Below are 23,891 nucleotides of genomic sequence, written 5' to 3'. Positions count from 1 at the left end.
GTGCGCGAAGCTCCTTGTCCTTTAAGGCGTGGTTGCCCTTTTGTTCTGCGCCCATAATTCCAGAATGCCCTCGTCGCTGATCAGCGGCGGATAGCGTAGATAATCGGTGGACAAGGCGACTGGGCGCAGCTCGGGCTGAGCGTCGGGAGTTGTTCCAGGAACATTATCCAGTGCGATGACGTGCTCCAATGTGGGGCTTCTGTTCTGAGCTGTTGCAGGATGCTTGTTATCATTGGCGGACATCCTTTCAAAGGCGATGCTGGCTGCGACGGCGCAAAAGAGGGCGACGGCGACCAGTGGCGCATCAATATAGACTTTCATAGGACGGCTCTTTTTGTAGTTGCTACTACTCTCGGAAGTTGAAAATCCTGATCGTGTTGAAAATGCAATAGCGATTACAGCAGAGAATTGAATAGTCCTCTGTAACGCAATGCGCTTTCAATTTGTGGAAAATTCACTAACCGACCGTCCTTGCGAAGCATCTCCACCGTAATCCCGGCGCAGGCGCTCTGACTGAACTCACCTGCGTTCCGGAAAATGCCGGCTAGTCGCAAGGGGCCTTTCCAAGAGCCGCGAACGCGGCGGTTGGCCCTCTGTATTAAATATAGTCCAAATTTGAGCGGATGAGGCTGTCGTTACAAAATATCCGGTGGTTTTCATTGTGATGACTATCTGAAATTTGGAGTAACCTTTGGCGGAAGGCGTAGTCATCGACTAAAACTCAAAGGGACATTGATGGAAGAGAGAAATAGGAATGGACTGGAGTTGAATCGCGGGGCTGCTAAAATCCAGGTTGTCGCGCTACGAGCATTGAGCGAACAACATCGCTAGAATCCATAGGAGACGCTATGAAGAATGTTGATGCCAAAGTAGTAGAGGATTTCGGAAATGAGTGGGACGCATACCCTCAGGATGAGGTAGCTCAATGCTCTCTGGAAAAAGCTTTTAATCAGTACTTCGATATATTTCCCTTTGACTTGCTGGATGGTAATGCTGCCGGTTTTGATATGGGATGCGGAAGTGGCAGGTGGGCCAGCTTTGTCGCTCCGCGCGTGGGTAGGCTGACTTGTATTGATCCTAGTGAGAAGGCGTTGGAAGTCGCCAGGAAAAAACTATCTGGATGTAACAATATCAACTATGAGTGTGCGCCTGTGGATGGTGTTTCTGTTGAACATGGGAGCCAGGACTTCGGGTATTGTCTGGGGGTGTTACATCACATTCCTGATACGGAAGGTGGAATAAAGTCCTGCTCTGAGCTGCTTAAAAGCGGAGCTCCGTTTTTGCTGTATCTTTATTACGACTTTGAAAACAGAGGGATGGCGTTTAAGTCGTTATGGCGTATCTCCGATATGATCAGAAGGTTTGTGTCCAGTCTCCCGTTCGCGGCAAAAAAACCGCTTTCTACCTGTATCGCGGCGCTCGTTTATTTTCCCCTCGCTAGAGCTGCTCTGTGTCTTGAAAAGCTGGGTTTTGAGGTTGATGGAATTCCCTTGTCCGATTACCGCGGTAAAGAGTTTTACTATATGAAGACAGATGCTTTGGATAGGTTTGGGACCCGGCTTGAAAAGAGGTTCAGCCGGGAGGAAATTACAAAGATGTTGGAGAGGAATGGCTTCAGCAATATTAGGTTTTCTCCCAATATGCCTTACTGGGTATGTTTGGCATTTAAAAAGTAACTAACACTATTCGCTTGGGCGCCAGGTAATAGAAGGCTGCCTGCCTAACTGATTGCTTTAAATTACATTGAAAGGGGGGGGGGCGCACCAGAGCCATCAATTTGGTGCTACTGGGCGATTTGAGCTACCTGCGGCCGTCCTGCATTGGGTGGCTCTGCTTATGATAAAGCGCGTTAGGGAGGTGGCATGGTTCGCTTTGTCAATGAAGCAAGCATCTATTTCAACTGGAACAAGGCGCAAAATTTGTGATCTGCTTGCCGGTGCGCTGGGATTAAAGGGAGTATGTTACTTGCAAAAGGATGACAAGTTGAATTGGGCCTGTTCAATCAGGCGTGAGCCGAAGCAAAGTGAAGGTTTCAATGCATCAGCGACGATGCGTGAGCTTCAGTTTGCCTCGGATAGCTGCTTTGAGATGTGCAGATATGTTGAACGAACCGCAATTTGACTGCGTCGAGCAAATCGGGGCCGCTTTGGCGGCGTATTGGTATAGCGCCCTTGCAATAGAAATCAGTCCGGGACAACAGGTATCTCGCTTGCTAGCCACTGGCGACGATGTGGAGATGTGTCTGGGAGGGTTTGAGTGGATTTGTGATGGCGAAGAGAGGGCCGCCCTTATCGGTCTGCCTGATAAAGATCCTGATGGCGCGGCGATAGCCTTGCCGGAGACCGTTGACGACGGTCATCACTGCCTTTTTATTCTCAATCTGGCGGCGTTAATCACCAAAAAAATAGGCGCTTCCGAGGACTTCACTGCGCTACAGGATTCTCGGATCACCGGCGACCTGATCTCGATGCTGAAAACCGCGATTGAATACGAAATGCTGCATTCCCTATGCGACGTCAAGCGTCAACTGGAGCAGGGCGGCGTAAAGTTCGCTGCTGACGCTGTGGTCGGTGTGTACCGTCATGATGAACTCACCCCTACCATTCTTGAAGATTATGCGAATGGTCCGGAACAACTGGAATTCTGCTCCCACAAAATCGCCCCGAAACAGGTACTGGAAATAGTGGCCGACGCCTTCTACCGGTCTGAAGAGAGAAAGACATGGCTGAAACAAGGCGGACTGTTTGTGGTGGAGTGTGAGCTGTGACTGATTAAGTCAGACAACTAGGAATACTGGTTACTTGAACGGCCCAGCCATCCGCATACGACCGCTAAGGTCGTCTTTCAGGCAATAAAAAAAGCCCGATATAAACTCGAGCTTTTAGAAATACTGGTTGCGGGGGCAGGATTTGATCGCGGCGGGCCTCCGCATACGACCGCCAAGGTCGTCTTTCAGGCAATAAAAAAGCCCGATATAAAATCGAGCTTTTAGGAATGCTGGTTGCGGGGGCAGGATTTGAACCTACGACCTTCGGGTTATGAGCCCGACGAGCTACCAGACTGCTCCACCCCGCGACAACGAGGGCGTATACTAAAGATCCGAGTGGCGTACGTCAATGGCAATTGCTAAAAACTTTTGAAAAAATCTATATTTATCCGTGAAGCCCCAGTGGACAAGGCTTTTCCGACGCAAATAGCAGAAGGGCATCCTTCTATTAGCAGTACGCTTTAGGGGGAGGGCAGGGGGATTCGGCGCCTTCCACTTCTCGGCTAACCGTCTGCTACAGTTTGAAATATACAGGGCTAGAGGCTGCTCCTATACAACGACTATTTCTATCTAATATTCCGTCTCGCTGATAATGTGCTGGTATTGGGTCATCTGCTCTATTTCCTCTGGCCTGAAACCGCCAAATGTTATTTTATTTTTAGAGAGGGCTGTCTGAGCGAACTTTAAAACGCCTTCATTCGGCTCTGTATTTGCGTTCCACTCTTCAGATATGAATTTAATGCACTTTGTAACTTCTTTTAGCTCTAAATAGTCTTTTGAAAGGATCTGTTTTACCTGATTTATTATTTCCTCTAGAGGCGGAATGTCCTCATCGTCCATAGGGACGTAGGCTTCTGTACGGTAATAGTCGCAACCATCAAAGGCTATGCTGCACCTGTTGCTTAGGACTAAGTTTCTCGTGAAGATAATCCAAACGCATTTTTTATCCATAAATCCCTCTTAATGGCCGGGTATAAAGCCGGATTGATTGAAGCTTACAGGTGATGTCATTTCGTTATTTATCGTCACATTGTGATCGGCTGGCGATCATCAACCAAACAGCGGGCTTTAATTATTCTTTAAAATCTGAATGATCCGTGTTTAACAGAGAAAGGTATACCGAATTCGCTATGAATAGCGTGCGTAAATTAGCGCGGATTATCCGTGACCTTCGCAGGCTTGCTATTAAGGCAGAAATTCTGGGCTGTACTTTAAATTAACTTAAGGAAAATATAGAAAGCTCAGCTAGCTGGAGAGGGGTGTAAGGGGCGATTTTCAGGCAATAAAAAAGCCCGATATAAAATCGAGCTTTTAGGAATGCTGGTTGCGGGGGCAGGATTTGAACCTACGACCTTCGGGTTATGAGCCCGACGAGCTACCAGACTGCTCCACCCCGCGACAACGAGGTGCGTATACTAAAGACCTTGTTTGCATCCGTCAACCCCTTGTAGAGAAAAGTTAACGAGGTGGTCAAATGTTGCTCTTCTCTGCGTGTCTGTATGAACAAAATCTGGATGTTTGACTATCATTTAGCTCAAGCGCCTGTATTTGTAAGTTGAACTGTCCGTCCGCATCAATGGCGGCTGCTCCAGCGTTTCTCTTTGGCGCTTAGAGAAGGGGCGAGTGCGAATAATAAAACAGCGATATCAAGAAACAGCCCGATCGGGCATTTGAGAGAGTGAGTCAGAACTTCGATGGATTCTCTGGAAGAGCTGTTCGCCCGAGCGCGTAAAAATGAAGAAATTGCGCGTAACCTGTTCGATATTGAGGTTGCGATCCTCAATGTCGCCAAGGTGCAGCCGTTTCTTGAGCACCTGCTGCAAACCGTGCAAGACAAATTCGGTGTTGAGCATGTCTGGTACGCCATGGTCGAAAGCGCGCACACAGAATCTTTGATAAAAACGCTAAAAGCCTCGCCGGAGTTGGCGGGGAAGTGGGTAAGCGCACCCTCTATTGAATATCTGGCGGCGACTAAAGGCGTCCGCGAGCCATTAATGGATCACGCTAACCTGTATCGCTTTTTCTTCATGACGCCGCCAGAGATTCGCACTCAGATCCGCTCCATCGCGATACTGCCGTTGATTCTTGAAGGACGTTTGGCGGGAAGCCTGAATCTGGCGGCCGACGACCAGGAGCGTTATCGAGCCGATAAAGAATGCTTTTTTTTGCGGCAGCTGAGCGTCAAGGCGTCGCTATGTCTGAGTTCTGTGGTGGCGCGGGAGAAAATCGCCGATCTCGCCACCCGCGATCCGCTGACGCAATTACGCAACCGTCGAGAAATGGAGGACGCGTTGGAGGTCGAGATAAGCCGGGCGGGGCGTAATGATCGGTCATTGGCGCTGGCGTTTATTGATTGCGATGACTTTAAGTTAGTCAACGACGCATACGGCCATGATGTGGGTGACGAGTATTTGAAGCATGTCGCCGATGGCTTATGTGCGATGCTGCGCAAGTCCGATCAGGCGTTTCGCTTCGCTGGCGATGAGTTTGTGGTGCTGTTGCCCGATCAGGACCAGGAGGGCGCAGAACAAATTGCTGAGCGGTTATGCGACTACCTCTACGCCACCCCTTTGGTTATTGACGACATGCGCATTCCCGTCAAAGTAAGCATTGGTGTGGCGTCCACCAGTCAAATCGGGACGGGAAGCGCGCGGTCGCTATTGAAGCTGGCGGATAAGCGCTTGTATGAAAAGAAAAAGCGTAAGCCCAACGCCGCGACGCGCCTGTCGCCCCAGGATCAGTGCTGACGCTCTCGCAGCACGCTTTCCCGATAATCCCCTGGCGTTACCCCTGTCCATTTCTTGAAGGCCCGGTGAAAGGTGCTGGGTTCGGTGAATCCCACTTTGAAGGCGATCTCGTTGATGGACATTTCCCGGCGCGAAAGATAGTAAATCGCTGCGTCTCGCCGCATGTTGTCCTTAATCTCCTGAAACGACGTGTTTTCCTCTTTCAGACGCCGCCGCAGAGTCTGCGGGCTGACATTGATCTGGGACGCGATGAACTCAAAATCCGGCATTTGCTGGCTAAGGTCGCGTCCCACCAGCGCGCGGATTTTGGATGTATAAGTATTGCTGTCGTCCGGTCTCGCAAGCAGGTCGGCGGGGGAGGTTTTCAGAAACTCCTTGAGTGATGGCTCATCCTGAATCACCGGTAACTGCAGATAGCGTTTATGGAAGTAAATGCGTGTATCCGGCTGGTTAAATTGCAGCGGGCAGTAGAACAAGTGGCGGTATTCACTGGAATGCTCCGGCTCGGGATAATTGAAGCGGGCTTCGTCCAAAGCCACTCGCTGTCCGGTCAACCAGCAGGCGAGTCGGTGCCAGATCACCAAAAGACTTTCCTGAAAGAAGTGGTAAGGGTCGTGAAAAGTCGCCTCGGCGTCGACGATGAGCACGGCCTGATCTCCATGCACTTCCAGCTTCAAGGTCACCGGCTTTTCGAACAGAGAATAAAAGATACGGCCGCGACGCAGCACGCTTTCCAGGTTATTGCAGTGCACCACCAGATAACACATGGTGGCGAAGGTTCCGGTTTTGCAGACGGTGTCCGTCAAGCCCATAAACTCGTCCTGCAGAACCTTCCAGATGCATTGCATTAATTTAGTGTACTGCGGACCGCCCACACGACTGCGCGGATTTTGGTACGCCTGCAGGGGGATGCCTGCGCAGCGCAATAGTTCGGCAACGTCCTTGCCTTGTCTTTCCGCGCCGCTGAGCGCAGCGCGAACAAAATGACTGGAAACCGTAAGTTTTGCCATGTTTTTGGGTATACCGGCGGAGAATACTGTTCGTCGTGCCCTTGTGGGGCCCTAACCTATTGGAATCTATAGAAACTCTGATTCGCTCAGTCTTAACTAATTGCCTGTCACGATCAAGGATGATTTCGCCAATGGATTTGGCGGGGAATCCCATTGGCGCCTGATCAAGGGGCATGATAATGGAGATTGCTGAAGCGGCGCGTCCGGCTATCCGGTAGTCATCGCGTTGATAAATACAATAAAACGATGGTTTCTTTATATGGCTGCGCCTTTATCCTCCCTGAAAATACTCGACTTCTCCACGCTGTTGCCCGGTCCCTGCGCCACCATGATGCTGGCGGATATGGGGGCGCAAGTTTTGCGAATTGAATCGCCCACGCGCACCGATCTACTGAGAGTTGTTCCGCCGATGGTGGGTGAGGTCTCCGCCAGTCACGCTTATCTGAACAGGGGAAAGCGCTCTCTGACACTGGACCTGAAGCAGCCGCAGGCTATCGATATCGTCAGAAAGCTGATTCTTGAGTACGACATACTGGTGGAGCAGTTTCGACCGGGAGTGATGCAGCGTCTGGGGTTGGACTATGAAGCCCTGATGGCGATAAATCCCCGATTGATTTATTGCTCCATCACCGGATATGGGCAAAGCGGCCCCTACCGGGACAGACCAGGCCACGACATTAACTATCTGGCGTTGGCGGGCGTCAGTTCCTACAGTGGTCGAGCGGAAAGCGGTCCGGCGCCGTTTGGCGTGCAGGCGGCGGATGTGGCGGGAGGCTCGCATCACGCGGTGATGGGCATTCTGGCGGCGGTCGTGCAGCGCCAGCTAAATGACGAAGGGCGGCGCATTGATATTTCCATGAGCGATGCGGCGCTGTCGATGAATCACATGGCGATGGCGGGTTATCTGGCGACCGGAGAAGATCCGCAACTGGAGGCGGAAATCCTCAATGGAGGGGGGTGCTACGATTATTACCGCACTCAGGACGGGCGCTATCTTTCCGTTGGGGCCTTGGAGCCGCAATTCGCCGAAGCGCTTTGCCGTGCTTTGGAGATTCCTCATATGCTGGCGTTGATGTTGAGCCCTCGGGAGCAGGACCGGCAGGCCAGTAAGCAAAAGCTGGTGGAAATCTTCCTGGGTAAAACTCTGGCGGAATGGGAGCGGATATTCGCATCGATCGACGCCTGCGTAGAGCCGGTTTTAACCTTGTCTGAAGCGGAAAAACATCCACACTTCAACGGCAGGGAAATGTTTTGCCAAGTGAGTGACGCTGAGGGCGTGAGTCGAAAACAGTTGGCGTCCCCCATCAAATTTGAGGGAGACGCTTTCGTTCCTGGTCGCGCCGGCTCCGCATTGGGCCAACACAGCCGGGAAGTATTGACGGAGTTGGGCTTTAGCGACGATGAGATAGACGCCCTGATGGAACAAGGAGTTGCCTCATCGCCGAAAAAGCGGTTCGACAAAAGTTAGAATGTGCCGCTGACGGCGTTGTTGATGCGCTCCAACTCTCTGCCTGCCTCAGAGTTGTCCGTCACCGGCGCCACGATGCCAGCGCCCACAGTGTTGGCTACTGCGCCAGCGGCATTGATTGCGGCGTTTCCGAAATCGCCCTGGGCTGCGTAATGTACGGCGCTGCCAGCGAACATTCTGGCCTCCCGCATATGGGCTTCGCCCTGGGACAACGTGCCTCTCTCATGCTCAGACACGTTATTGGCGATGCTATGCGCCTGGTCGTTAGGCAATGGCACGCCGTTTTGCTGCAGGAAACTGTTTACCCCGTTGACCGCCTGGCCGTAGTAGGTTTGAGCGCCTTCGGTGCTGGCCGCGAGATAAGCCCGGCCGCTTGACGAACCCGTTGGGTGAGAGGAAGAGCCTCCTCCCAGATCAGAGCAGCCAAGTCGTGCACTGTCGTTAGACGGCGAGGCATGGTTCAGGCTCGACGAGGGATTGGTCGGATTGGATTGCTGGGTTGATTGCACTTGATTGGCGGATGATACGCCATGGATATTTGTCATCTGACGACTCCTATACTCGCATGAAGCTACTTGGGTGTACCGGCTGAGCGGAATTAGACGCAGTCGGCGCTTTTTGACCAGTGCCGATAGCGTCTACCAGCTGCTCGCGGATTTGGGTGGCGCTTTCAATAAAGAAATCCAGTAAGTTGTTTAATTGAACCGCCTCGTTAACGTGCTCTGTCAGATATTGCATATGGAACGTCAGGCGATGGCTTTCCGGGTTGAGGGACAGGGTGGCGCCGCGAGTGCTTTTGCCCAGAAAATTCCACTCGAGCAGTTGCTCCAGCAGGGCGGCTTTGCTTGCTTCCGCGCTGGGCGCATGGCCGAAATCCGCATGCAGCAATAACCAGGGGCTGTCATTGGTTTGTACAATGGAATAGAGATGGCCATCTACAGAGAGAGAGCAGACGCCGTTATCGTCGAGCTTCATAAACGGCAGATTGTAATCCTGGCCTAATTGGCGCAGGAAAGAGTTGATTTTAGTTTGGCCGGTTTGGTCAACCATCTTGAACGTTCCCTCATACTGACTATTTGTCTGCACTGGGTAACGCTTTCTGAAGCAAAGTTGCGCCGGGTTTTAGCCCTGGCGCAACCAGATAGTAGGGAATTGAGGCCTAAGGCAGTCGATAGGCCGCCAGTTCGCCTTTCCACATGAGCGGCATCAGCACCAGTTTTTGTTCCGGAATATAGTCCAGGTCGGCGCTGCCGGGAGTAAGTTCGAATTCCGCCGGCGCCCTGTCCAGGGAGCTGAAATAGAACAGACGGCCGCGCATGAAATCTGTGGCCAGCAGGCCGTTTGCGCCATCGTCGGTGAGGCCGTCCAGGTTGCCAAGCGGCTGGTCGTCAATCAAATCGCTGATGCGTTTGTTGGACAGCTGAACCTGTTTTAGGCGGCCGGGGATGCGTGTGCTGAAGTCCGCCTGCAGATCCTGGCCCCAGGCGGCTACCAGCAGGCGATCGTGCTGCGCCCACAGACCATTGGGGAAATTCAGTTCCGCAGAGCTTAGCCAGATTTCCAGGGAGCCCTGATGCAGGCGGTAAATACGCTGCGCCAACAGGTCGGAAATATAGACGTCGCCGTGGTCGGTGACCGTCACATCGTTGAGAAACTTGGCCTCCGGCGCTTCATAGGTATGAGCGATTTTTCCGGTAGTGATATCGATATCCAAGACCCGGGTCAGGTCCGCCACATAAAGGTGGTCGCCATAGACGCCCAGGCCCTTGGGCGCATTCAGGCCTTGCACCCAGTGCTTTTTCACAATGTCTCCGTTCTCCGTCAGTACGGAGATGTAACCCAGTCCATTGGCGGCGTCAGCGCTTCCATTCATGCTGGATAACAGAATCTGATGACGTTTACGGTCGTAAATCGCGGATTCCGGCTGGTCGAAGCCGGAAGCGGTCCAGACATTCTGGAGAGAGGGTTGCGAAGGCGCAGCAGTCTCCGCCGATGCGGCGAAAGGCAGGGTGGCGAGGGCGAGCAGGCTGAGAAGTCGAGAATGCATGTTATCTCCTGAGACGGAACAATTAGGTTGTCGTTTGAATGCGCTCAGGTTATGTTTTTGTGTGACTTTTTAAAATTTCAGGATAATGAAGTGACAATATATGTATCTTTTTGTTGCTTGAAGCGACATATGAAGGATGGCGTCGTATGAAGCAAGAGCAGGCCGTTAATCAGAGTAGCGATCGATCAGAGCTGATCGCTGTACTTAAAACTGCATTGAAGGCCAAAGGGTTCATATACCGCGACCTGGCGGAAACATTAGGTGTTTCGGAGCAGAGCGTTAAGCGGCTTTTTCGTGATCAGGATTGCTCCTTGAGCAGGTTGGAGAAAATTTGCGAGGCGATAGGCGTCTCTCTCCTTGATCTGATGCTGGTGGCGCGCAATCGTCAGGAACCGCTTACCCAGATCACCCCGGAGCAGGAGCGTTTTCTAGCGTCCCATATCAGTCATTTCAATATTTTGTTTCTGCTCACGCAGGGGTACAGCGTCACCGATATTCAGGCGCGTCATGGTCTATCGCAGGCGCAGATGTACGCTTTCCTACGCGCGCTGGAAGTCTGGCGCTTTCTGGATATCAAGCAGGGGCTGGAGATTCGGCTGCGAGTGGAGGGGCATTTGAGTTTTCCTCTGGGAGGCGCGTTGCATGAACACATTAAAGGCATGAACAGCCGCTTTCTGTCCCAGGTTCTGGACGAATATGAGCAGGAAGACCGGCTGTTTGACAGTGGTTTTCGACGCGTCTCGCAAAGCACCCTGCAGCGCTGGCGACGGGATATGGAAGAGCTGATCCGCCAGGTGCGGCGCAGCGCGTATCAGGACGAACGGCTGCTGCCGGTGGATCAGCTGGTTCCGGTAAAGTGGACGCTGTGTTTGAGCCCCTTTGACTGGTTTGCGCAGTTAGAGGTGAATCCCGAGGATGCTCTGGCCGCTATACCGAAGCAGGAAATTTAAGCGGATTCAGTTAGCGCCTGGGTGTGAGGCAATCAAGATGGCGCGCTGGCGTTGTCGCGGAATTCGCCGGGCGTCACTCCCGTATGACTCTTGAAGCTGCGGTGAAAGGAACGCACTTCCGCGAATCCAAGCTGGCGGGCGATATCCGGAATGGGGATGTCGGAGTGAGCCAGCATATCCTGCGCCATCTCCAGGCGCACCTCGTCGAGTAACTGCTGGTAGCTGCTATGGGATTCGCTCAACCGTCTCTGTAGCGTGCGGGCGGTGACGCCAAGCCGTTCCGCCACCATATCCTGACGGCTGACGCCATGGCGTAATTGGTGGCGAATGGCGTTCTTCACACGGGTCAATAAGCTTAGATCTTCTTCATCCAGCGTTTTGATTTGAGCGCTGGCGTGGTTTTCCAATGTTTGCCGCAGCAGTAGATCCGGCTGCCGTAAAGGCGTGTCAAGCAGCCTGTCGTTCACCACAAGCCCGCTAACTGGGCTGTCGAAGATGACCTCACATTGGAAAGCGCGCTGGTAGGCGGGTTCGAATTCAGGTCCGGGAGACGGGTGTTCAAATAGAACCTGTAAGGGCGCGGCGTTGTCCGCGTTCGCGAGCCAGCGGGCGAAGTTGACCCAGGACGCCAGTACATTGGCGATCATATGCGGGCGCACGTCCGGATCAGGATAGGCGCAGTCCCAGCGAATCAGCGTCTGTGCGCCTTCTTGCGTCAGACTGGTGACGCCCATGTCGCCAACCAGTTTTTCAAAGGGAATGATACGCTCCACCGCCTCCCGCAAGGTGCTGCAACTCATGACGATATAGCCCAGCACACTATAGGAGCCAGGTTGCACATAGCCGCCACTCTTCAGTCCCAATAATGGGTCCTGAGCCTGCTGCGCCAGATCGCGCAACAAAGACTGAAATTGATCGCCATTGATGCGTTGATTCTGTCCGCCTTGCAGGATCTCCGGGTCCACGCCGGCGGCGACGAGGGCGCGCCCGCAGTCCAGGCCGGAGTCGGCGGCGAAGCGCAAATATTGATTAACGGCGGGAACGGAGGCGAATCCCAAGTGCTGGTTGGCGTTCATTTCTTAGTCTATTACATCGTTTATTGACGCATGTCGCCAAATGATACCGGGGCTGTCTTAATCCGACAGTGACTGACGACGGATTTTAATTAGTATATGCCGCAGAGAACAGGCCCGAAATGGCGACAGATCATAGGGCCGGGGTCCGTCGAATTAGCGACGCCGCTATCGACGGACGCAGACAGCGTAAGAAACAGGTTCACACCGGGAGACAAGTATGCGGCGTTGGAATGGCTGGGGCGACGAAAATAATGGGATGGAGCTGCCGCCGGGCGGCGTTGGGTTTCTACATGAGCGCGTTGGCAAGGCGACGCCGCTCGCTGACGCGTCGCTGGAGAGCGTGCTGGCGCGAACGCCGCCGTCGCGTCTGCCTGCGCATCCTCTGATTACCACTGACGCCGAGACTCGCGTCAGGCATGCGCGGGGTCAAAGTCTGCCAGACTGGCTGGCCATGCGCAGCGGCGATTTCGAGTTTTTCCCTGATGGCGTGGCCTTTCCCGAAAGCTCAGAAGACGTGCGCGAATTGCTGGACTTCTGTCTGGCGCGAGACATCGTAGTGATTCCCTATGGCGGCGGCACCAGCGTGGCGGGACACATCAACCCGTTTGACTCGGACAAGCCCATCCTGACGATGGATATGGGGCGTATGAACAGTCTGTTGGAGCTGGATGAAGAGAGTCAGCTCGCCACTTTCGGGGCTGGGACGCCTGGTCCGCATCTGGAAGCGCAATTGCGGGCGCGGGGTTACACCCTTGGACACTTTCCGCAATCCTTTGAACTGTCCACGGTGGGCGGTTGGGTCGCCAGCCGCTCCAGCGGGCAGCAGTCCCTGCGCTATGGTCGTATCGAGCAACTGTTTGCCGGCGGCCGCGTCGAGACGCCTCGGGGGACGATGTATATCCCCACCTTTCCCGCCTCGTCGGCGGGACCGGATATTCGCGAAATCATTCTGGGGTCGGAAGGGCGCATGGGAGTGCTCACGGAAGTGAAAGTGCGGGTGACGCCCCTGGCGGAAAAAGAAGATTTCTATGTCATCGTGTTCCCTTCCTGGACTCAGGCCAAAACCGCCGCCCGCGAGCTGGTTCAGGGCAAAGTGCAGTTGTCCATGCTGCGCGTCAGCAACGCGGTGGAGACGGAAACCCAATTGGCGCTGGCGGGGCATCCCAAACAGATCGAATGGCTGGAGCGCTATCTGAAGTGGCGTGGAGCTGGCGCAGGTAAGTGCATGATGACCGTCGGCGTGACCGGGACCACCGAACAGTGTCGCGCCGCCAGGAGCCAGCTCAATGCGCTGATCAAGCGTCGGCAGGGCGTCAACACGGGTACGTTGCTGGGACGTAAATGGGCGCAAAAACGCTTCCTGATGCCATACCTGCGCGAAGCGCTATGGCGTGACGGCTATGTGGTGGACACCCTGGAAACCGCCACCGACTGGGATAATGTCGATCACCTGCTCAACAAAATCGAAGCCAATCTACGGGCAGGTCTGGAGGGGGAAGGAGAGCGGGTGCATGTGTTCACTCACTTGTCGCATTTCTACGGACAGGGCTGCTCCATATACACCACCTATGTTTTCAAATCCGGCTCCAGCTATGAGGAAACATTGGCGCGTTGGGAGCGCATGAAAACCTCCACTTCCGACATGATTGTCAACAATCGCGGCACCATCAGTCACCAGCACGGCGTGGGTAAAGATCATGCGCCTTACCTGCCGGTGGAGAAAGGGGAGCTGGGCATGTGCGCGATCGCGGCCTTATGTCGCGAGTTCGACCCGCAACAACTGATGAACCCGGGAACCTTGATCGCCAGCGTGGAGGAGCCGCAAACCGCCGCTAAAAAAGCCGCCAAACGGGGTGATGTATGGACAACCTGAGCTACTGGCGGCCACAGCAACGAGAAAAACTCTGGGAGATGCTGGAGTCTGGCAAGCATGTCTGGGACCTGGTGATTGTCGGCGGCGGCGTCACCGGCGCGGGTATTTTGAGGGAAGCCGTGAGATACGGCCTGAAGGCGCTGCTGGTGGAAAAGCGCGACTTCGCCTGGGGCGCTTCCAGCAAGTCATCGAAAATGGTGCATGGCGGGCTACGCTATCTCGCCTCGGGGCAGCTTTCGCTGACCCGTCACTCCGTGCGCGAGCGGCAGCGTCTGTTGGAAGAAGCGCCCGGGCTGGTGGAGCCGCTGAACTTTTTGATGGGGCATTATCGGGGCGAATTCCCCCCGGGTTTTATTTTTCAGCGGGTGCTGGACGTATACGACCGCATGGCGGGCGCACGGAATCACGAAGCTTTTGCGCCGGAACAGGCTGCTTATCTGGCCCCAGGTATAAACGCCGAGGGGCTGCGGAGTCTTAGTCGCTTTGGCGATGCAGTGACGGACGACGCCCGGCTGGTGCTGAAAGTTCTGCGCCAGGGCGTGGCGGAAGGGGGCGTGGCGGCGAATTACTGCGGCGCCAGAGAAATTGTACGCGTCAATGGGCGTATGCATGGCGTGGTGTTGCATGACGCCACCGCCGACCGTAATTGCGAAGTACGGGCGCGGGTCGTGGTGAACGCCACCGGCGCCTGGTCCGATCAATTACGTATGCAGGAAGGCTGCGACGCGCAAATACGGCCTCTGCGCGGCAGTCATCTGGTTCTGCCTCACTGGCGACTGCCGGTCGCCTATGCGGTGAGTGGATTTCACCCGGATGATAAGCGTCCCGTTTTTGCGTTTCCCTGGGAAGGCGTCACCGTGGTGGGCACCACGGACCTCGATCACACACAGGATATGGAGCAGGATGTCAGCATCAGCGCCGCCGAAATGGGGTACTTGATGCGCGGCGTGAATCACATGTTTCCGTCCTTAGGATTGCAGCCGGAGGAGGTCATGTGTACTTACTCTGGTATTCGCCCTGTCGTATCCAGCGGCGCGGCGGACCCTTCCAAGGAAAAGCGCGAACATTCGATCTGGAATGATAATGGACTGATTTCCGTCGCCGGGGGCAAGCTGACCACATTCAGATTGATTGCTTTGGATGTGTTGCAGGAAGCGGCCCGCTATCTCGACGGTGTGGCCTTCAATGCTTCGGACGCCCGGGTATTCGCCAATGGCGCGCCGCCATACAGCCCGGATTGCGGCGTCTCGGCGTCGGTGTATCGGCGGTTATGCGGACGCTACGGCTCTGCGGGGGCCGCAATGTTGGAGAAGGACAAAGAGCGCCTGCGACCCATCGCCGGAACCAATCTGCTCTGGGGGGAGATTGATCATGCGTTGCAAAACGAATCCGTGGTTCATCTGGATGACCTGATGTTGCGACGCACCCGTCTGGGTCTGCTGGCGCCGAACGGCGCAGAGGCCATGCTGGAGGAAATCGGCCGGCGTTGTCAGCGTTATCTCGGCTGGTCGGAGGCGGTTTGGCGTGACGAGGCGAATCGGTACCGGAATCTGTTTCAGCGCCACTTTGGCGTACCTGGAATGACGACGAACAATGAGGTGGCGCGGGCACAACGCAAGACTGAGGAGAGCGGGGCATGACCACGGCCGCATCCGCCCGCACCTACGTAATGGCCATCGATAACGGCACTCAGAGTGTGCGCGCCCTGTTGATCGACGACCTTGGCAATGTAGTTGCTAAAGGCAAGCAGCCTATAGAGCCTTATTTCTCAGAGCAGCCAGGTTGGGCGGAACAGCGTCCGGAGTACTATTGGGAAGCGTTGGGAGAGGCTTGTCGTCTGATGTGGCGCGACAGTCCGGTGTCGCCTGAAACGGTAGCGGCGGTCACGGTGACGACGCAGCGCGGCACGGTCATTTGCGTTGATCGGGATGGGACGCCGTTACGCCCCGCCATCATCTGGCTGGATCAGCGCCATGCGCAGGCGGAGGATAAATTGGGCGGCGTCTGGGATGTATTGTTCAAAGTCGCCAGGGTGGAGGAAACCGTCAAGCGCTTTCGGGAAAAGACCCAGGCCAACTGGCTGGCGCAGCAGCAACCGGATCTCTGGCGGCGCACGCACAAGTTTCTGTTGCTTTCGGGTTACCTGAATTTTCGTCTGACCGGAAATTATGTGGACTCCATCGGCAGTCAGGTCGGATACATCCCCTTTGACTATAAAAAGCTACGCTGGGCGCCGGCGCGAGACTGGAAGTGGCGCGCGATGCCAGTATGCCCGGAGCAATTGCCTGAATTGGTGGAGCCGGGGCAATCGGCAGGAACCTTGACTGCTGACGCCGCGGCCTGGCTTGGATTACCCGCTGGTCTGCCGGTTATCGCCGCAGCGTCCGACAAAGCCTGCGAGATTATTGGCTCGGGCGGCTCCGCCCCTCACATCGGCTGCATGAGTTACGGCACCACCGCCACCATCAACGCCACTACCGCCAAGTATGTAGAAGCCATTCCTTATATGCCGCCCTATCCTTCCGCCATTCCCGGACGCTACTGTACGGAGGTCATGATTTATCGTGGTTTTTGGATGGTGAGCTGGTTCAAGAAAGAGTTTGGCCTGCGCGAGGAGGGCGTAGCGAAAGAACGGGGCATTGAGCCGGAGCAATTGTTCGACGAGCTGGTCGACGCTGTGCCGCCAGGATCTATGGGGCTGACTTTGCAGCCCTATTGGTCGCCTGGCGTGCGCAGCCCGGGTCCGGAAGCGAAAGGCGCGATTATTGGTTTTGGCGACGTGCACACCCGCGCTCATATGTATCGTGCGATCTTGGAAGGACTGGCGTATGCGCTGAGGGAAGGGCGGGAAAAAATCGAGAAAAAGTCCGGCGTCAAAATGCGCGTGTTGCGCGTATCCGGCGGTGGTTCGCAGAGCGACGCCGCTTTGCAGTTGACGTCGGATATCTTCAACCTTCCGGTGGAGCGCCCTCATACCTATGAGACATCAGCGCTGGGCGCCGCCATTGACGCGATGGTGGGACTGGGCGTATATCGGGATTTTGACGCCGCCATTGCCGCCATGACCCGGGTGGGGAAAACCTTTCAACCGCGACCTGAGGTGGTAAGCGTATACGAGCGACTATATTCCGAGGTGTACTTGAAAATGTACAGACAGTTGCAGCCTCTCTATCAATCCATCAGGGAGATTACGGGCTATCCGGGATAGTGTGTGATGGGAGTATGGAGTTAGCGGGGGGGCATAAACAAAGAGGGGCGACAAACTGCGTCACCCCAAAGAAACCTGCTAAGGATAAAAATGAAACAAAAAGGCAAGGAAACCTGGAGATCTGAATCCCAAAAGAAGCAGGGGGTACTACTTAACCCCCCTGCTCTAAGTGGGGGATACTACTCAAATCCACGATTTAATCTTAGTGTCCGCCGGCCCGAATCTCAGTTGTGTTTGAGTAATGGGTTGTTTTGCTTTTGTAACAAAAGAATATAACGGAGCGGCTGCTGAAACATTTCTGTTATTGACGTAAGTATTTGTTATGCCCGGCCAGAAATGGCTTTTAGTTTATAATCCGATTGGAATAAGGGGGTTACGTAAAGAGTGGTCTTCTGGCAGTTTCGAGGCAACTTGATAGAAGCTGTCGAGCAGACATTAAAAGCCGGGACAATTTCCCGGCTTTTAATTGAGAGGTCTTGGGTCATTCGAGGATTGACAGCGAGGAGGAGTTTATTCCGCGTTTTTGATTTCGTCGCTGACTTCCGGCCACAGGGCCAGGGCGATAGTGGCGGTTTCGTAGGCGTATTGCAGGCGGCGTAAGGCGACTTTTTCCACTTGCTGGGCCTTGGGCGTCGTAGTGCTGCCGTCGATGGCGCACACGCTGGTGCCCGCCTGAACGGAAACGAAGCCGGCGGTGGTTTTGAACGCCTTCAGGTTTATGCCGTCGTGAATACGGCGATAGCAACTGGTTGTGCATTGCTCCAGGCTGGAAAACTGGCCAATGACCGCGAACTGATTCTCGGAGATGCGGCAGACTGTATCCAGAGGCCGGGTCAGGTGGCGCAGGCGGCGAGACACGCCGTTGGCGATTTCTTCGAGAATGGCCGGGTTGAAGTGTTTCTTGATGGTCTGCCAGTTCTTGATGCCCAGCAACAGATAGCTTGCAGCGCCGCCGCGGGATTCCATTTGGCGCAGCGTATCGGTGAGGCGTTCGCGGGCCAGCACCTGATTGCCCAGGCCGGTCGCCAGATCCAGCACATTGCGTTCCTGCAGTTCTTTGATGTTATCCATCAACAACTGATTAGCCACCAGCAGGGTGTTTTGCATATCGGAAATCCGGTCTGCGGCGAACACGCGGGGCAGCAATTGTTTGTTCATCTCAGATTTATAAACGAAGTCGTCAACGCCGCGATCAAAGGCTTCAGCCAGTGCTTCCACGCCTTCTTTGGCGGTCAGCAGAATGATGTAGGTAAAGTGATTACTGGCTTCGTCAAGTTGCCGAACCTTGGCCGTCAATTCCAACCCATCCATTTCGGGCATCAGCCAGTCGGCGATTAATACGCTGACGGCGCGTTCTTCAAGCATTTGCAGAGCGGAGGGGGCGTTGTGGGCGATACGCACATCATGATAACCGGAGTTTCTCAATGTCTTGGCGATCATGGCGCTGCTGAATTTGGCGTCGTCGACCACAAGGATGGATAAATCTAGATTCGGCATGGAATAAGTCCAGTTCAACCTTTTTGGTTATACATTTAAAAATTCTCGATAGTTCAATAAACGCACCGACGGATGGGATCGCCGGGATGGGTTGTATGAAGTGAGAATTTTCGTAACCGGCCGCGATAATCGGCTCGGGCTTGCCCCGCCGTCAGGCCTGGGCGGCTGGTCCGGACGTGCGTTCTTGCAAGACTTTATTTGAAATAACTTAGTTGTCAGAAGTATAGCTGCATTTTTCGTGCGAGTTATAATAAACGGCTTGTAGTTTATTGCTATCGGACACATGGCGGATCTTGACGATTGCGGCAAGTGTAAGGTTGTGTTTACAGTTTTGCAGGCAGCCGCGCCAGGGCCGCGTTGGCGGGTCGTGCCGTGAATTGTGTTTGTTAGTATTCCGGCCAGGATTGTTGATGAGAGTCCGTATTCGTCAAGGAGCCGGCGAAAGACGCCCGCCAGACGGGACCTTTAACGCACGGGCGGGTATGATGGGCGCAAACGTTAATGACTATTTGGAGAATTGAATGCCTTCGTTTGATATTGTTTCAGAAATAGACCGTCACGAACTCACCAACGCGGTGGACCAGGCCAATCGGGAGCTGGAAATGCGGTATGACTTCCGGGGCGTCGAGGCTTCATTCACTCTGGCTGAAAAAGCGGTGGAAATGGCGGCGGAACAGGAGTTCCAACTGGAGCAGATGCTGCTTATCCTCAATACCACATTGTCCAAGCGCAAAGTCGACCTGCGTGTATTGGGCGATTCAACAGATCAAAAGTCCGGCAAGCAAGTGAAGCGCTCCTACGCGTTGAAAGAAGGTCTGGAGCAGAAAGTGGCGAAAGATATCGTCAAGAAGATCAAAGAAAGCAAAATGAAAGTGCAGGCTTCTATTCAGGGCGATCAAGTGCGCATTACCGGCAAGAAAAGAGATGATTTGCAAGAAGCCATCCAGTTGCTGCGCGGCGACGAGTCTCTGGACGTACCTCTGCAGTTCAACAATTTCCGCGACTGATTATTTCAGGCCGGTTTCTCGCTGGCCTTTTCTTACCGCACATTCTTACTACATATTAAGCTCCGTGATGCTGGAGCTTTGCCTCGCCTGACTATATCCTGAGCCAGAATTTCTTCCGCAAACAAAAGGTTGTGAAACTTGGAAACGCCGACCTCCTGGCGCGATGGGGTGCGCTATTACCTCGACAAACGCCTGTTGACCATTTTTGTGTTTGGCATCTCCAGCGGGTTTCCTGCTGTCATGATCGGCTCGGCGGTCACAGCCTGGTTAAAAGACGTGGGCTACTCGCGCACGGATATCGGTTTTTTTGGTCTGGTGTTTCTGGCCTACTCAACCAACTTTTTGTGGTCGCCCGTGGCGGACCGTGTGCGCCTGCCCTGGCTGACCCACGCGCTGGGACAACGTCGCAGTTGGGTGCTGATGATGCAGGCTTTAGTGGCGGTATGTTGCTGGGCGATGTCGGGAGTGGATCTGGCGGACGATTTGCTGCTCGCCAAGTCCATTGCCTTGGCGCTGGCGTTTTTCGCGGCGACCCAGGATATCGCTATTGACGCCTATCGCATCGATGTGGTCCCAGAAGGCGACGGCAAGATGATGTCGGCGGCGTCCGCCATGGCCACTGCTGGTTGGTGGACAGGCTACGCCGGCCTGGGGGCTGCGCCTTTTATTCTGGTGGGGCGCTGGGACTGGGGGTGGGCCGACATGTATGTGCTGATGGCGGCCGTAGTGGTTCTGCTGATGGCGTTTACCTGGCTGGCGGCCAGCGAACCAACCAACAATCGCGAGGGCGGCCAGCAGGCGGCGGAATCCCGGTATGCGCGGGTGCTGGGCTCAAAAGGCGAGGCGAAGCCGCTCGCCATGTTTGTCGCCCTGATGGTGATGATCGCGCTGGCGGTGTGGTCCATTATCGGCAAGCCGGGACTGGCGGAAGAGTGGCGCGCGTCCACGCCCTTGACCCTGTTTATCGCCATGGCGGATCTGGCGGCGTTGGCCTGGATGATCCGCACTTTGTGGCGCTGGGAGTCGCAAGCGGTGGAGGATGGGTCCGGGAGATCAGCAAATCGCTGGGACCAGCGCGCGCTGATTTGGCTGCTCACTACCTTTATCGAACCTTTGGCGGAGTTTTTCCGCCGCAATGGCGTGCAGTTGGCGGCGTCGATCCTGTTATTTATCTTTCTGTTCAAAATCGGGGAAGCCTTTCTCGGCAAGATGTCGGTGGTCTTTTATAAAGAAGTGGGCTTCACGGATGAGGACATTGGCATCTATTCCAAGGCGGTTACCTGGTGGGTGACTATCGTGTTCTCAATATTGGGCAGTCTGGTCAATATTCGCTATGGACTGTACCGAGGCCTAATGATTGGAGGCCTCGCCATGGCGGCCTCTAACCTGATGTTCGCAGCGCTGGCGATGGTGGGGCCGAGTGTGCCCATGCTGGTGTCGGCGGTGGTGGTGGACGGCTTTACCTCCGCCTGGTCCACCGTCGCCTTTGTGGCGTTTCTGTCCGTCATGTGCAACCGCGCCTTCACGGCGGCGCAGTACGCGCTGATGGCGTCTCTTGGAACTTTGGGGCGAACCTTGCTTGCCTCATACAGTGGCGCATTGGTGGATAGCCTCGACGGCGATTGGGTGATGTTCTTTATCATCACCACGCTGATGATTACGCCAAGCCTGATCTTTTTAACTTTCCTGCGGGTGCGTTTGGAAGCTGTTTTGAAATGAATGGGAGGGCGGCTGGCTCAGGTCAGGGCGCCCATTGAAAGCGTTTCAGGGGGATGCGTCCGTTGTGAACTTCGACGCCCTCCTGCGTTAATGCGCTTTGCTGACGGAAAAACGCCTTGGTTGTTGGCGGGAAAGAGATTCTCCCCTGGCTGTTGATGACCCTGTACCAGGGAATGCTGGAGCCGTCCGGAAGTTGTTTCATAGCGTATCCCACATACCGGGACAACCCTGGTAACCCCGCCAGACTGGCGACTTGCCCATAGGTCGCCACTTTTCCTGGAGGAATCTGGCTGACAACGAACCAGATAGCTTGCAGTTTTTCCTGTTGGCTAAGTTCAGACATATTGGCGACGCTGGTTGGGTAAGTGAATCTACAAGAGAAAAGAAGACAGGGTTCGCTTTACAGCGAGATAAAAAGCAAGGGGCCGAAGCCCCTTTTTGCTAGATGCGCAGCGCCCCGTCTACTTCGATGACGCGGCCGGAAAGGTAATCGTTTTCCAGAATGAAGCTCACCGTTTGCGCAATTTCGTTCGGCTGACCCATGCGACGCAAAGGAATCTGCTTGGTCATCATCTCCAGCGCTTCGGGTTTCATCGAGCCGGTCATTTCCGTTTCGATAAAGCCGGGCGCGATCGCCATACAACGAATGCCGAAGCGCGCCAATTCCTTCGCCCAGCTCACGCTCATGCCCACGACGCCGGCTTTGGCGGCGGAATAGTTGGTCTGGCCGATGTTGCCGGCGCGGGAAATACTGGAAATGTTGATGATGCAGCCCTTGCGGCCGCTTTCCAGCATTTTGGCGGCGGCTTCGCGGCCGCACAAAAACACGCCGGTCAGGTTCACGTCGATGACGGACTGCCATTGCTCAAGGCTCATGCGGTGAGTGATCTGACCGTCTTTATACTTGATCAGCATACCGTCCCGCAGGATGCCTGCGTTGTTGATCAATGCATCGACGCCGCCGAAGTCCTCGGCAATTTTGGCGAACACGCTTTCAACGTCAGCCTCTTTGGCGACGTTGCATAGATAGTACTTGGCTTCAGCGCCCAGTTCCTCGCATTTGGCGACGCTTTCCTGCAGTTTCTCTTCTGACAGGTCGATCAGCGCCAGACGGGCGCCTTTCTCAGCGAGATACAGCGCCATGGCGCGGCCCAGGCCCTGGCCGCCACCGGTAATCACAACCACAGAATCTTTCAATTGCATAACTTGTCCCACTCTCTCGATAGTGAAAAAACAATAATCTTTGTCCGTCGCGTTGAAATAGAAATAAACAACTCCATCTATAGTAACGACAGGTGAAGATACATACGCTTCATAGAGGGGAGCGGACCGCCAGGGGCGGGACTCCTCCACGCTGAATTACCGCTTACTATATTGAATTATATGGTGTTCTAGGGTTTGCGGCTGCGCCGGGAGGCGCTCGTAAAGCCAGTATTATGGCAGTAATTTCGCCGACCACCAAACGGTCCAGGAACCGATTTCCACCTGCATAACACTGGCTGATGTAACGACGGAATCATGCTAAGCAGAATACCTTTTCTTATCCCCATCATTGCGCTCATTGAGATTTATCTGATCATTGAAGTCGGCGGCGCCATTGGTTTCTGGCCGACAGTATCGATTTTTATCGTCACCGGATTTGTCGGCGTGACCATGCTGCGACGGCAGGGATTTTCTCTGCTGAGCAGTCTGCAGGCGAAAATGCAGGCGGGCGAGGTTCCTGCGGGAGAAATGCTGGAAGGCGTTGCGTTGTTGATCGGCGGCGCTATGTTGGTGACGCCCGGGTTTTTGACCGACTTTATGGGATTTCTTCTGTTAACCCCGTTGACGCGCAAGTTGCTCATCGGCCGTATTGGCGGCGCGTTGTTGCGTAGCGGGCGAGTAGTAAGCCGCAGTTATAGTCAAACGACCTATTCTTCGACCTCTGAACGGGATGGCGCTTCCCGCGGAGATCCCTCTGGCGGCCCACGGCAAGGCGCTGGCGGAGATAAAGTGATTGAAGGTGAGTACACCCGAGAGGACTAGGAAAAAAATTTAAAAAAATTATAGCCGGGGTGTTGAAATCCCCGCCCCGGGCCCCATTTAAATCTCCACAATTTAAGCACTCGGCGTTCCTGGTCCAACCCGGATGTCCGGCTGCTGTTTAAAACCAAAAAGTCAGCTAGTTAAATGTTCTAACTGGGAGAAAAAACGAAATGAAAATTCGTCCGTTACACGAACGTGTTGTCGTGCGCCGTAAGGAAGAAGAAACCAAAACTGCCGGTGGCATCGTGTTGCCCGGCAATGCGGCAGAAAAGCCTTCACAGGGTGAAGTACTGGCTGTGGGCGAAGGCCGTATTTTGGATAATGGCGATGTCCGTCCGTTGGCGGTCAAAGTCGGTGACAAAGTGGTTTTCGGCCAGTATGCCGGCAGCACCGTTAAGATTGACGGCGAAGAGCTGTTGATCATGAGCGAAAGCGACATCTTCGGCGTAGTCGAAGGCTAACACTCCGAAACTAAAGACTTTTGTCATCAACTAACA

At 54.5% G+C, this 23,891-nt stretch carries 22 protein-coding genes and 2 tRNA genes; 12 read left to right on the top strand and 12 right to left on the bottom strand.

Translation table 11 applies throughout. The features are described from left to right. Positions 1-21 precede the first annotated feature (21 nt). Positions 22-321 carry a hypothetical protein gene (locus tag AC2IBB_RS23725; protein WP_486329186.1) on the bottom strand — a complete coding sequence of 100 codons (300 nt, stop codon included), beginning with the start codon at positions 319-321 and terminating at the stop codon, positions 22-24. Between the two features lie 527 nt (positions 322-848). On the opposite strand from AC2IBB_RS23725, the gene AC2IBB_RS23720 reads away from it, so the two are divergent. Continuing rightward, entirely contained in the window at positions 849-1,676 is an 828-nt protein-coding gene (locus AC2IBB_RS23720; RefSeq protein WP_486329185.1) for a methyltransferase domain-containing protein, read from the top strand. A 422-nt stretch (positions 1,677-2,098) separates the two neighbouring features. Beyond that, on the top strand, positions 2,099-2,767 hold the full coding sequence (locus AC2IBB_RS23715) for a hypothetical protein (protein WP_486329184.1): 669 nt from the start codon (positions 2,099-2,101) through the stop codon (positions 2,765-2,767). A gap of 231 nt (positions 2,768-2,998) precedes the next feature. Here AC2IBB_RS23715 and AC2IBB_RS23710 read toward each other — a convergent pair. The 3 genes from AC2IBB_RS23710 to AC2IBB_RS23700 all read right to left on the bottom strand — a co-directional run bounded on the left by AC2IBB_RS23710 (position 2,999) and on the right by AC2IBB_RS23700 (position 4,165). Further along, positions 2,999-3,075: transfer RNA gene (locus AC2IBB_RS23710), tRNA-Met, on the bottom strand. A gap of 262 nt (positions 3,076-3,337) precedes the next feature. Next, positions 3,338-3,718, bottom strand: coding sequence for a hypothetical protein (locus AC2IBB_RS23705; RefSeq protein ID WP_486329183.1), 381 nt, complete (start codon positions 3,716-3,718; stop codon positions 3,338-3,340). A gap of 370 nt (positions 3,719-4,088) precedes the next feature. Further along, positions 4,089-4,165, bottom strand: a tRNA-Met gene (locus tag AC2IBB_RS23700). A 296-nt stretch (positions 4,166-4,461) separates the two neighbouring features. On the opposite strand from AC2IBB_RS23700, the gene AC2IBB_RS23695 reads away from it, so the two are divergent. Further along, the gene (locus AC2IBB_RS23695) at positions 4,462-5,514 is read left to right on the top strand and encodes a GGDEF domain-containing protein (protein ID WP_486329182.1); all 1,053 of its coding nucleotides are present in this window, start codon (positions 4,462-4,464) and stop codon (positions 5,512-5,514) included. On the opposite strand, the gene AC2IBB_RS23690 is transcribed toward AC2IBB_RS23695, so the two are convergent. Continuing rightward, positions 5,505-6,524 carry an AraC family transcriptional regulator gene (locus tag AC2IBB_RS23690; RefSeq protein WP_041599796.1) on the bottom strand — a complete coding sequence of 340 codons (1,020 nt, stop codon included), beginning with the start codon at positions 6,522-6,524 and terminating at the stop codon, positions 5,505-5,507. The genes AC2IBB_RS23695 and AC2IBB_RS23690 overlap by 10 nt on opposite strands. A 259-nt stretch (positions 6,525-6,783) precedes the next feature. On the opposite strand from AC2IBB_RS23690, the gene AC2IBB_RS23685 reads away from it, so the two are divergent. Then, positions 6,784-7,992 carry a CaiB/BaiF CoA transferase family protein gene (locus AC2IBB_RS23685; protein ID WP_486329181.1) on the top strand — a complete coding sequence of 403 codons (1,209 nt, stop codon included), beginning with the start codon at positions 6,784-6,786 and terminating at the stop codon, positions 7,990-7,992. On the opposite strand, the gene AC2IBB_RS23680 is transcribed toward AC2IBB_RS23685, so the two are convergent. The 3 genes from AC2IBB_RS23680 to AC2IBB_RS23670 form a co-directional block, all read right to left on the bottom strand. Next, a complete protein-coding gene (locus AC2IBB_RS23680; protein ID WP_486329180.1) occupies positions 7,989-8,537 on the bottom strand; it encodes a hypothetical protein in 549 nt (182 codons plus the stop codon). The genes AC2IBB_RS23685 and AC2IBB_RS23680 overlap by 4 nt on opposite strands. Positions 8,538-8,547: 10 nt before the next feature. Further along, positions 8,548-9,042: a CesT family type III secretion system chaperone gene (locus AC2IBB_RS23675; protein ID WP_486329179.1), complete on the bottom strand. Its 495-nt coding sequence runs from the start codon at positions 9,040-9,042 to the stop codon at positions 8,548-8,550. Between the two features lie 109 nt (positions 9,043-9,151). After that, on the bottom strand, positions 9,152-10,039 hold the full coding sequence (locus tag AC2IBB_RS23670; protein WP_486329178.1) for an SMP-30/gluconolactonase/LRE family protein: 888 nt from the start codon (positions 10,037-10,039) through the stop codon (positions 9,152-9,154). A 146-nt stretch (positions 10,040-10,185) separates the two neighbouring features. Here AC2IBB_RS23670 and AC2IBB_RS23665 point away from each other — a divergent pair, with 146 nt between their 5' ends. Further along, positions 10,186-10,989, top strand: a complete 804-nt coding sequence (locus tag AC2IBB_RS23665; RefSeq protein ID WP_486329177.1) for a helix-turn-helix domain-containing protein — start codon at positions 10,186-10,188, stop codon at positions 10,987-10,989. A 32-nt stretch (positions 10,990-11,021) separates the two neighbouring features. On the opposite strand, the gene AC2IBB_RS23660 is transcribed toward AC2IBB_RS23665, so the two are convergent. Further along, the gene (locus tag AC2IBB_RS23660) at positions 11,022-12,065 is read right to left on the bottom strand and encodes an AraC family transcriptional regulator (protein ID WP_486329176.1); all 1,044 of its coding nucleotides are present in this window, start codon (positions 12,063-12,065) and stop codon (positions 11,022-11,024) included. Between the two features lie 217 nt (positions 12,066-12,282). Here AC2IBB_RS23660 and AC2IBB_RS23655 point away from each other — a divergent pair, with 217 nt between their 5' ends. From AC2IBB_RS23655 to AC2IBB_RS23645, 3 genes are read left to right on the top strand one after another with little or no spacing between them, the layout of a single operon-like run. Next, positions 12,283-13,938, top strand: a complete 1,656-nt coding sequence (locus tag AC2IBB_RS23655) for an FAD-binding oxidoreductase (RefSeq protein WP_486329175.1) — start codon at positions 12,283-12,285, stop codon at positions 13,936-13,938. Then, positions 13,926-15,578: a glycerol-3-phosphate dehydrogenase/oxidase gene (locus tag AC2IBB_RS23650; RefSeq protein ID WP_486329174.1), complete on the top strand. Its 1,653-nt coding sequence runs from the start codon at positions 13,926-13,928 to the stop codon at positions 15,576-15,578. Before AC2IBB_RS23655 ends, AC2IBB_RS23650 begins: the two co-directional genes overlap by 13 nt. Beyond that, positions 15,575-17,146, top strand: a complete 1,572-nt coding sequence (locus AC2IBB_RS23645) for an FGGY-family carbohydrate kinase (protein ID WP_486329173.1) — start codon at positions 15,575-15,577, stop codon at positions 17,144-17,146. Before AC2IBB_RS23650 ends, AC2IBB_RS23645 begins: the two co-directional genes overlap by 4 nt. Before the next feature lie 510 nt (positions 17,147-17,656). Here AC2IBB_RS23645 and AC2IBB_RS23640 read toward each other — a convergent pair. After that, positions 17,657-18,643, bottom strand: coding sequence for a response regulator (locus AC2IBB_RS23640; RefSeq protein WP_486329172.1), 987 nt, complete (start codon positions 18,641-18,643; stop codon positions 17,657-17,659). 521 nt (positions 18,644-19,164) lie between these two features. Here AC2IBB_RS23640 and AC2IBB_RS23635 point away from each other — a divergent pair. Then, positions 19,165-19,650: a YajQ family cyclic di-GMP-binding protein gene (locus AC2IBB_RS23635; RefSeq protein WP_486329171.1), complete on the top strand. Its 486-nt coding sequence runs from the start codon at positions 19,165-19,167 to the stop codon at positions 19,648-19,650. Between the two features lie 138 nt (positions 19,651-19,788). Next, complete coding sequence (locus AC2IBB_RS23630; protein ID WP_486329170.1) at positions 19,789-21,369, top strand: AmpG family muropeptide MFS transporter; 1,581 nt, start codon at positions 19,789-19,791, stop codon at positions 21,367-21,369. Between the two features lie 22 nt (positions 21,370-21,391). On the opposite strand, the gene AC2IBB_RS23625 is transcribed toward AC2IBB_RS23630, so the two are convergent. Both AC2IBB_RS23625 and AC2IBB_RS23620 read right to left on the bottom strand, forming a co-directional pair. Continuing rightward, the gene (locus tag AC2IBB_RS23625; protein ID WP_486329169.1) at positions 21,392-21,712 is read right to left on the bottom strand and encodes an MGMT family protein; all 321 of its coding nucleotides are present in this window, start codon (positions 21,710-21,712) and stop codon (positions 21,392-21,394) included. Between the two features lie 98 nt (positions 21,713-21,810). After that, positions 21,811-22,572 carry an SDR family oxidoreductase gene (locus AC2IBB_RS23620; RefSeq protein WP_486329167.1) on the bottom strand — a complete coding sequence of 254 codons (762 nt, stop codon included), beginning with the start codon at positions 22,570-22,572 and terminating at the stop codon, positions 21,811-21,813. A 315-nt stretch (positions 22,573-22,887) separates the two neighbouring features. Here AC2IBB_RS23620 and AC2IBB_RS23615 point away from each other — a divergent pair, with 315 nt between their 5' ends. Together AC2IBB_RS23615 and groES are read left to right on the top strand one after the other, a co-directional pair. After that, positions 22,888-23,394, top strand: coding sequence for an FxsA family protein (locus AC2IBB_RS23615; protein ID WP_486329166.1), 507 nt, complete (start codon positions 22,888-22,890; stop codon positions 23,392-23,394). 170 nt (positions 23,395-23,564) lie between these two features. After that, on the top strand, positions 23,565-23,855 hold the full coding sequence (gene groES / locus AC2IBB_RS23610; protein WP_127969576.1) for a co-chaperone GroES: 291 nt from the start codon (positions 23,565-23,567) through the stop codon (positions 23,853-23,855). The last annotated feature ends 36 nt before the right edge of the window (positions 23,856-23,891 follow it).

The organism is Hahella sp. NS-SX17 (assembly GCF_057367735.1).
Note: the sequence above shows the minus strand (reverse complement) of the source record. Positions and strands in the feature narration are given on the sequence as shown.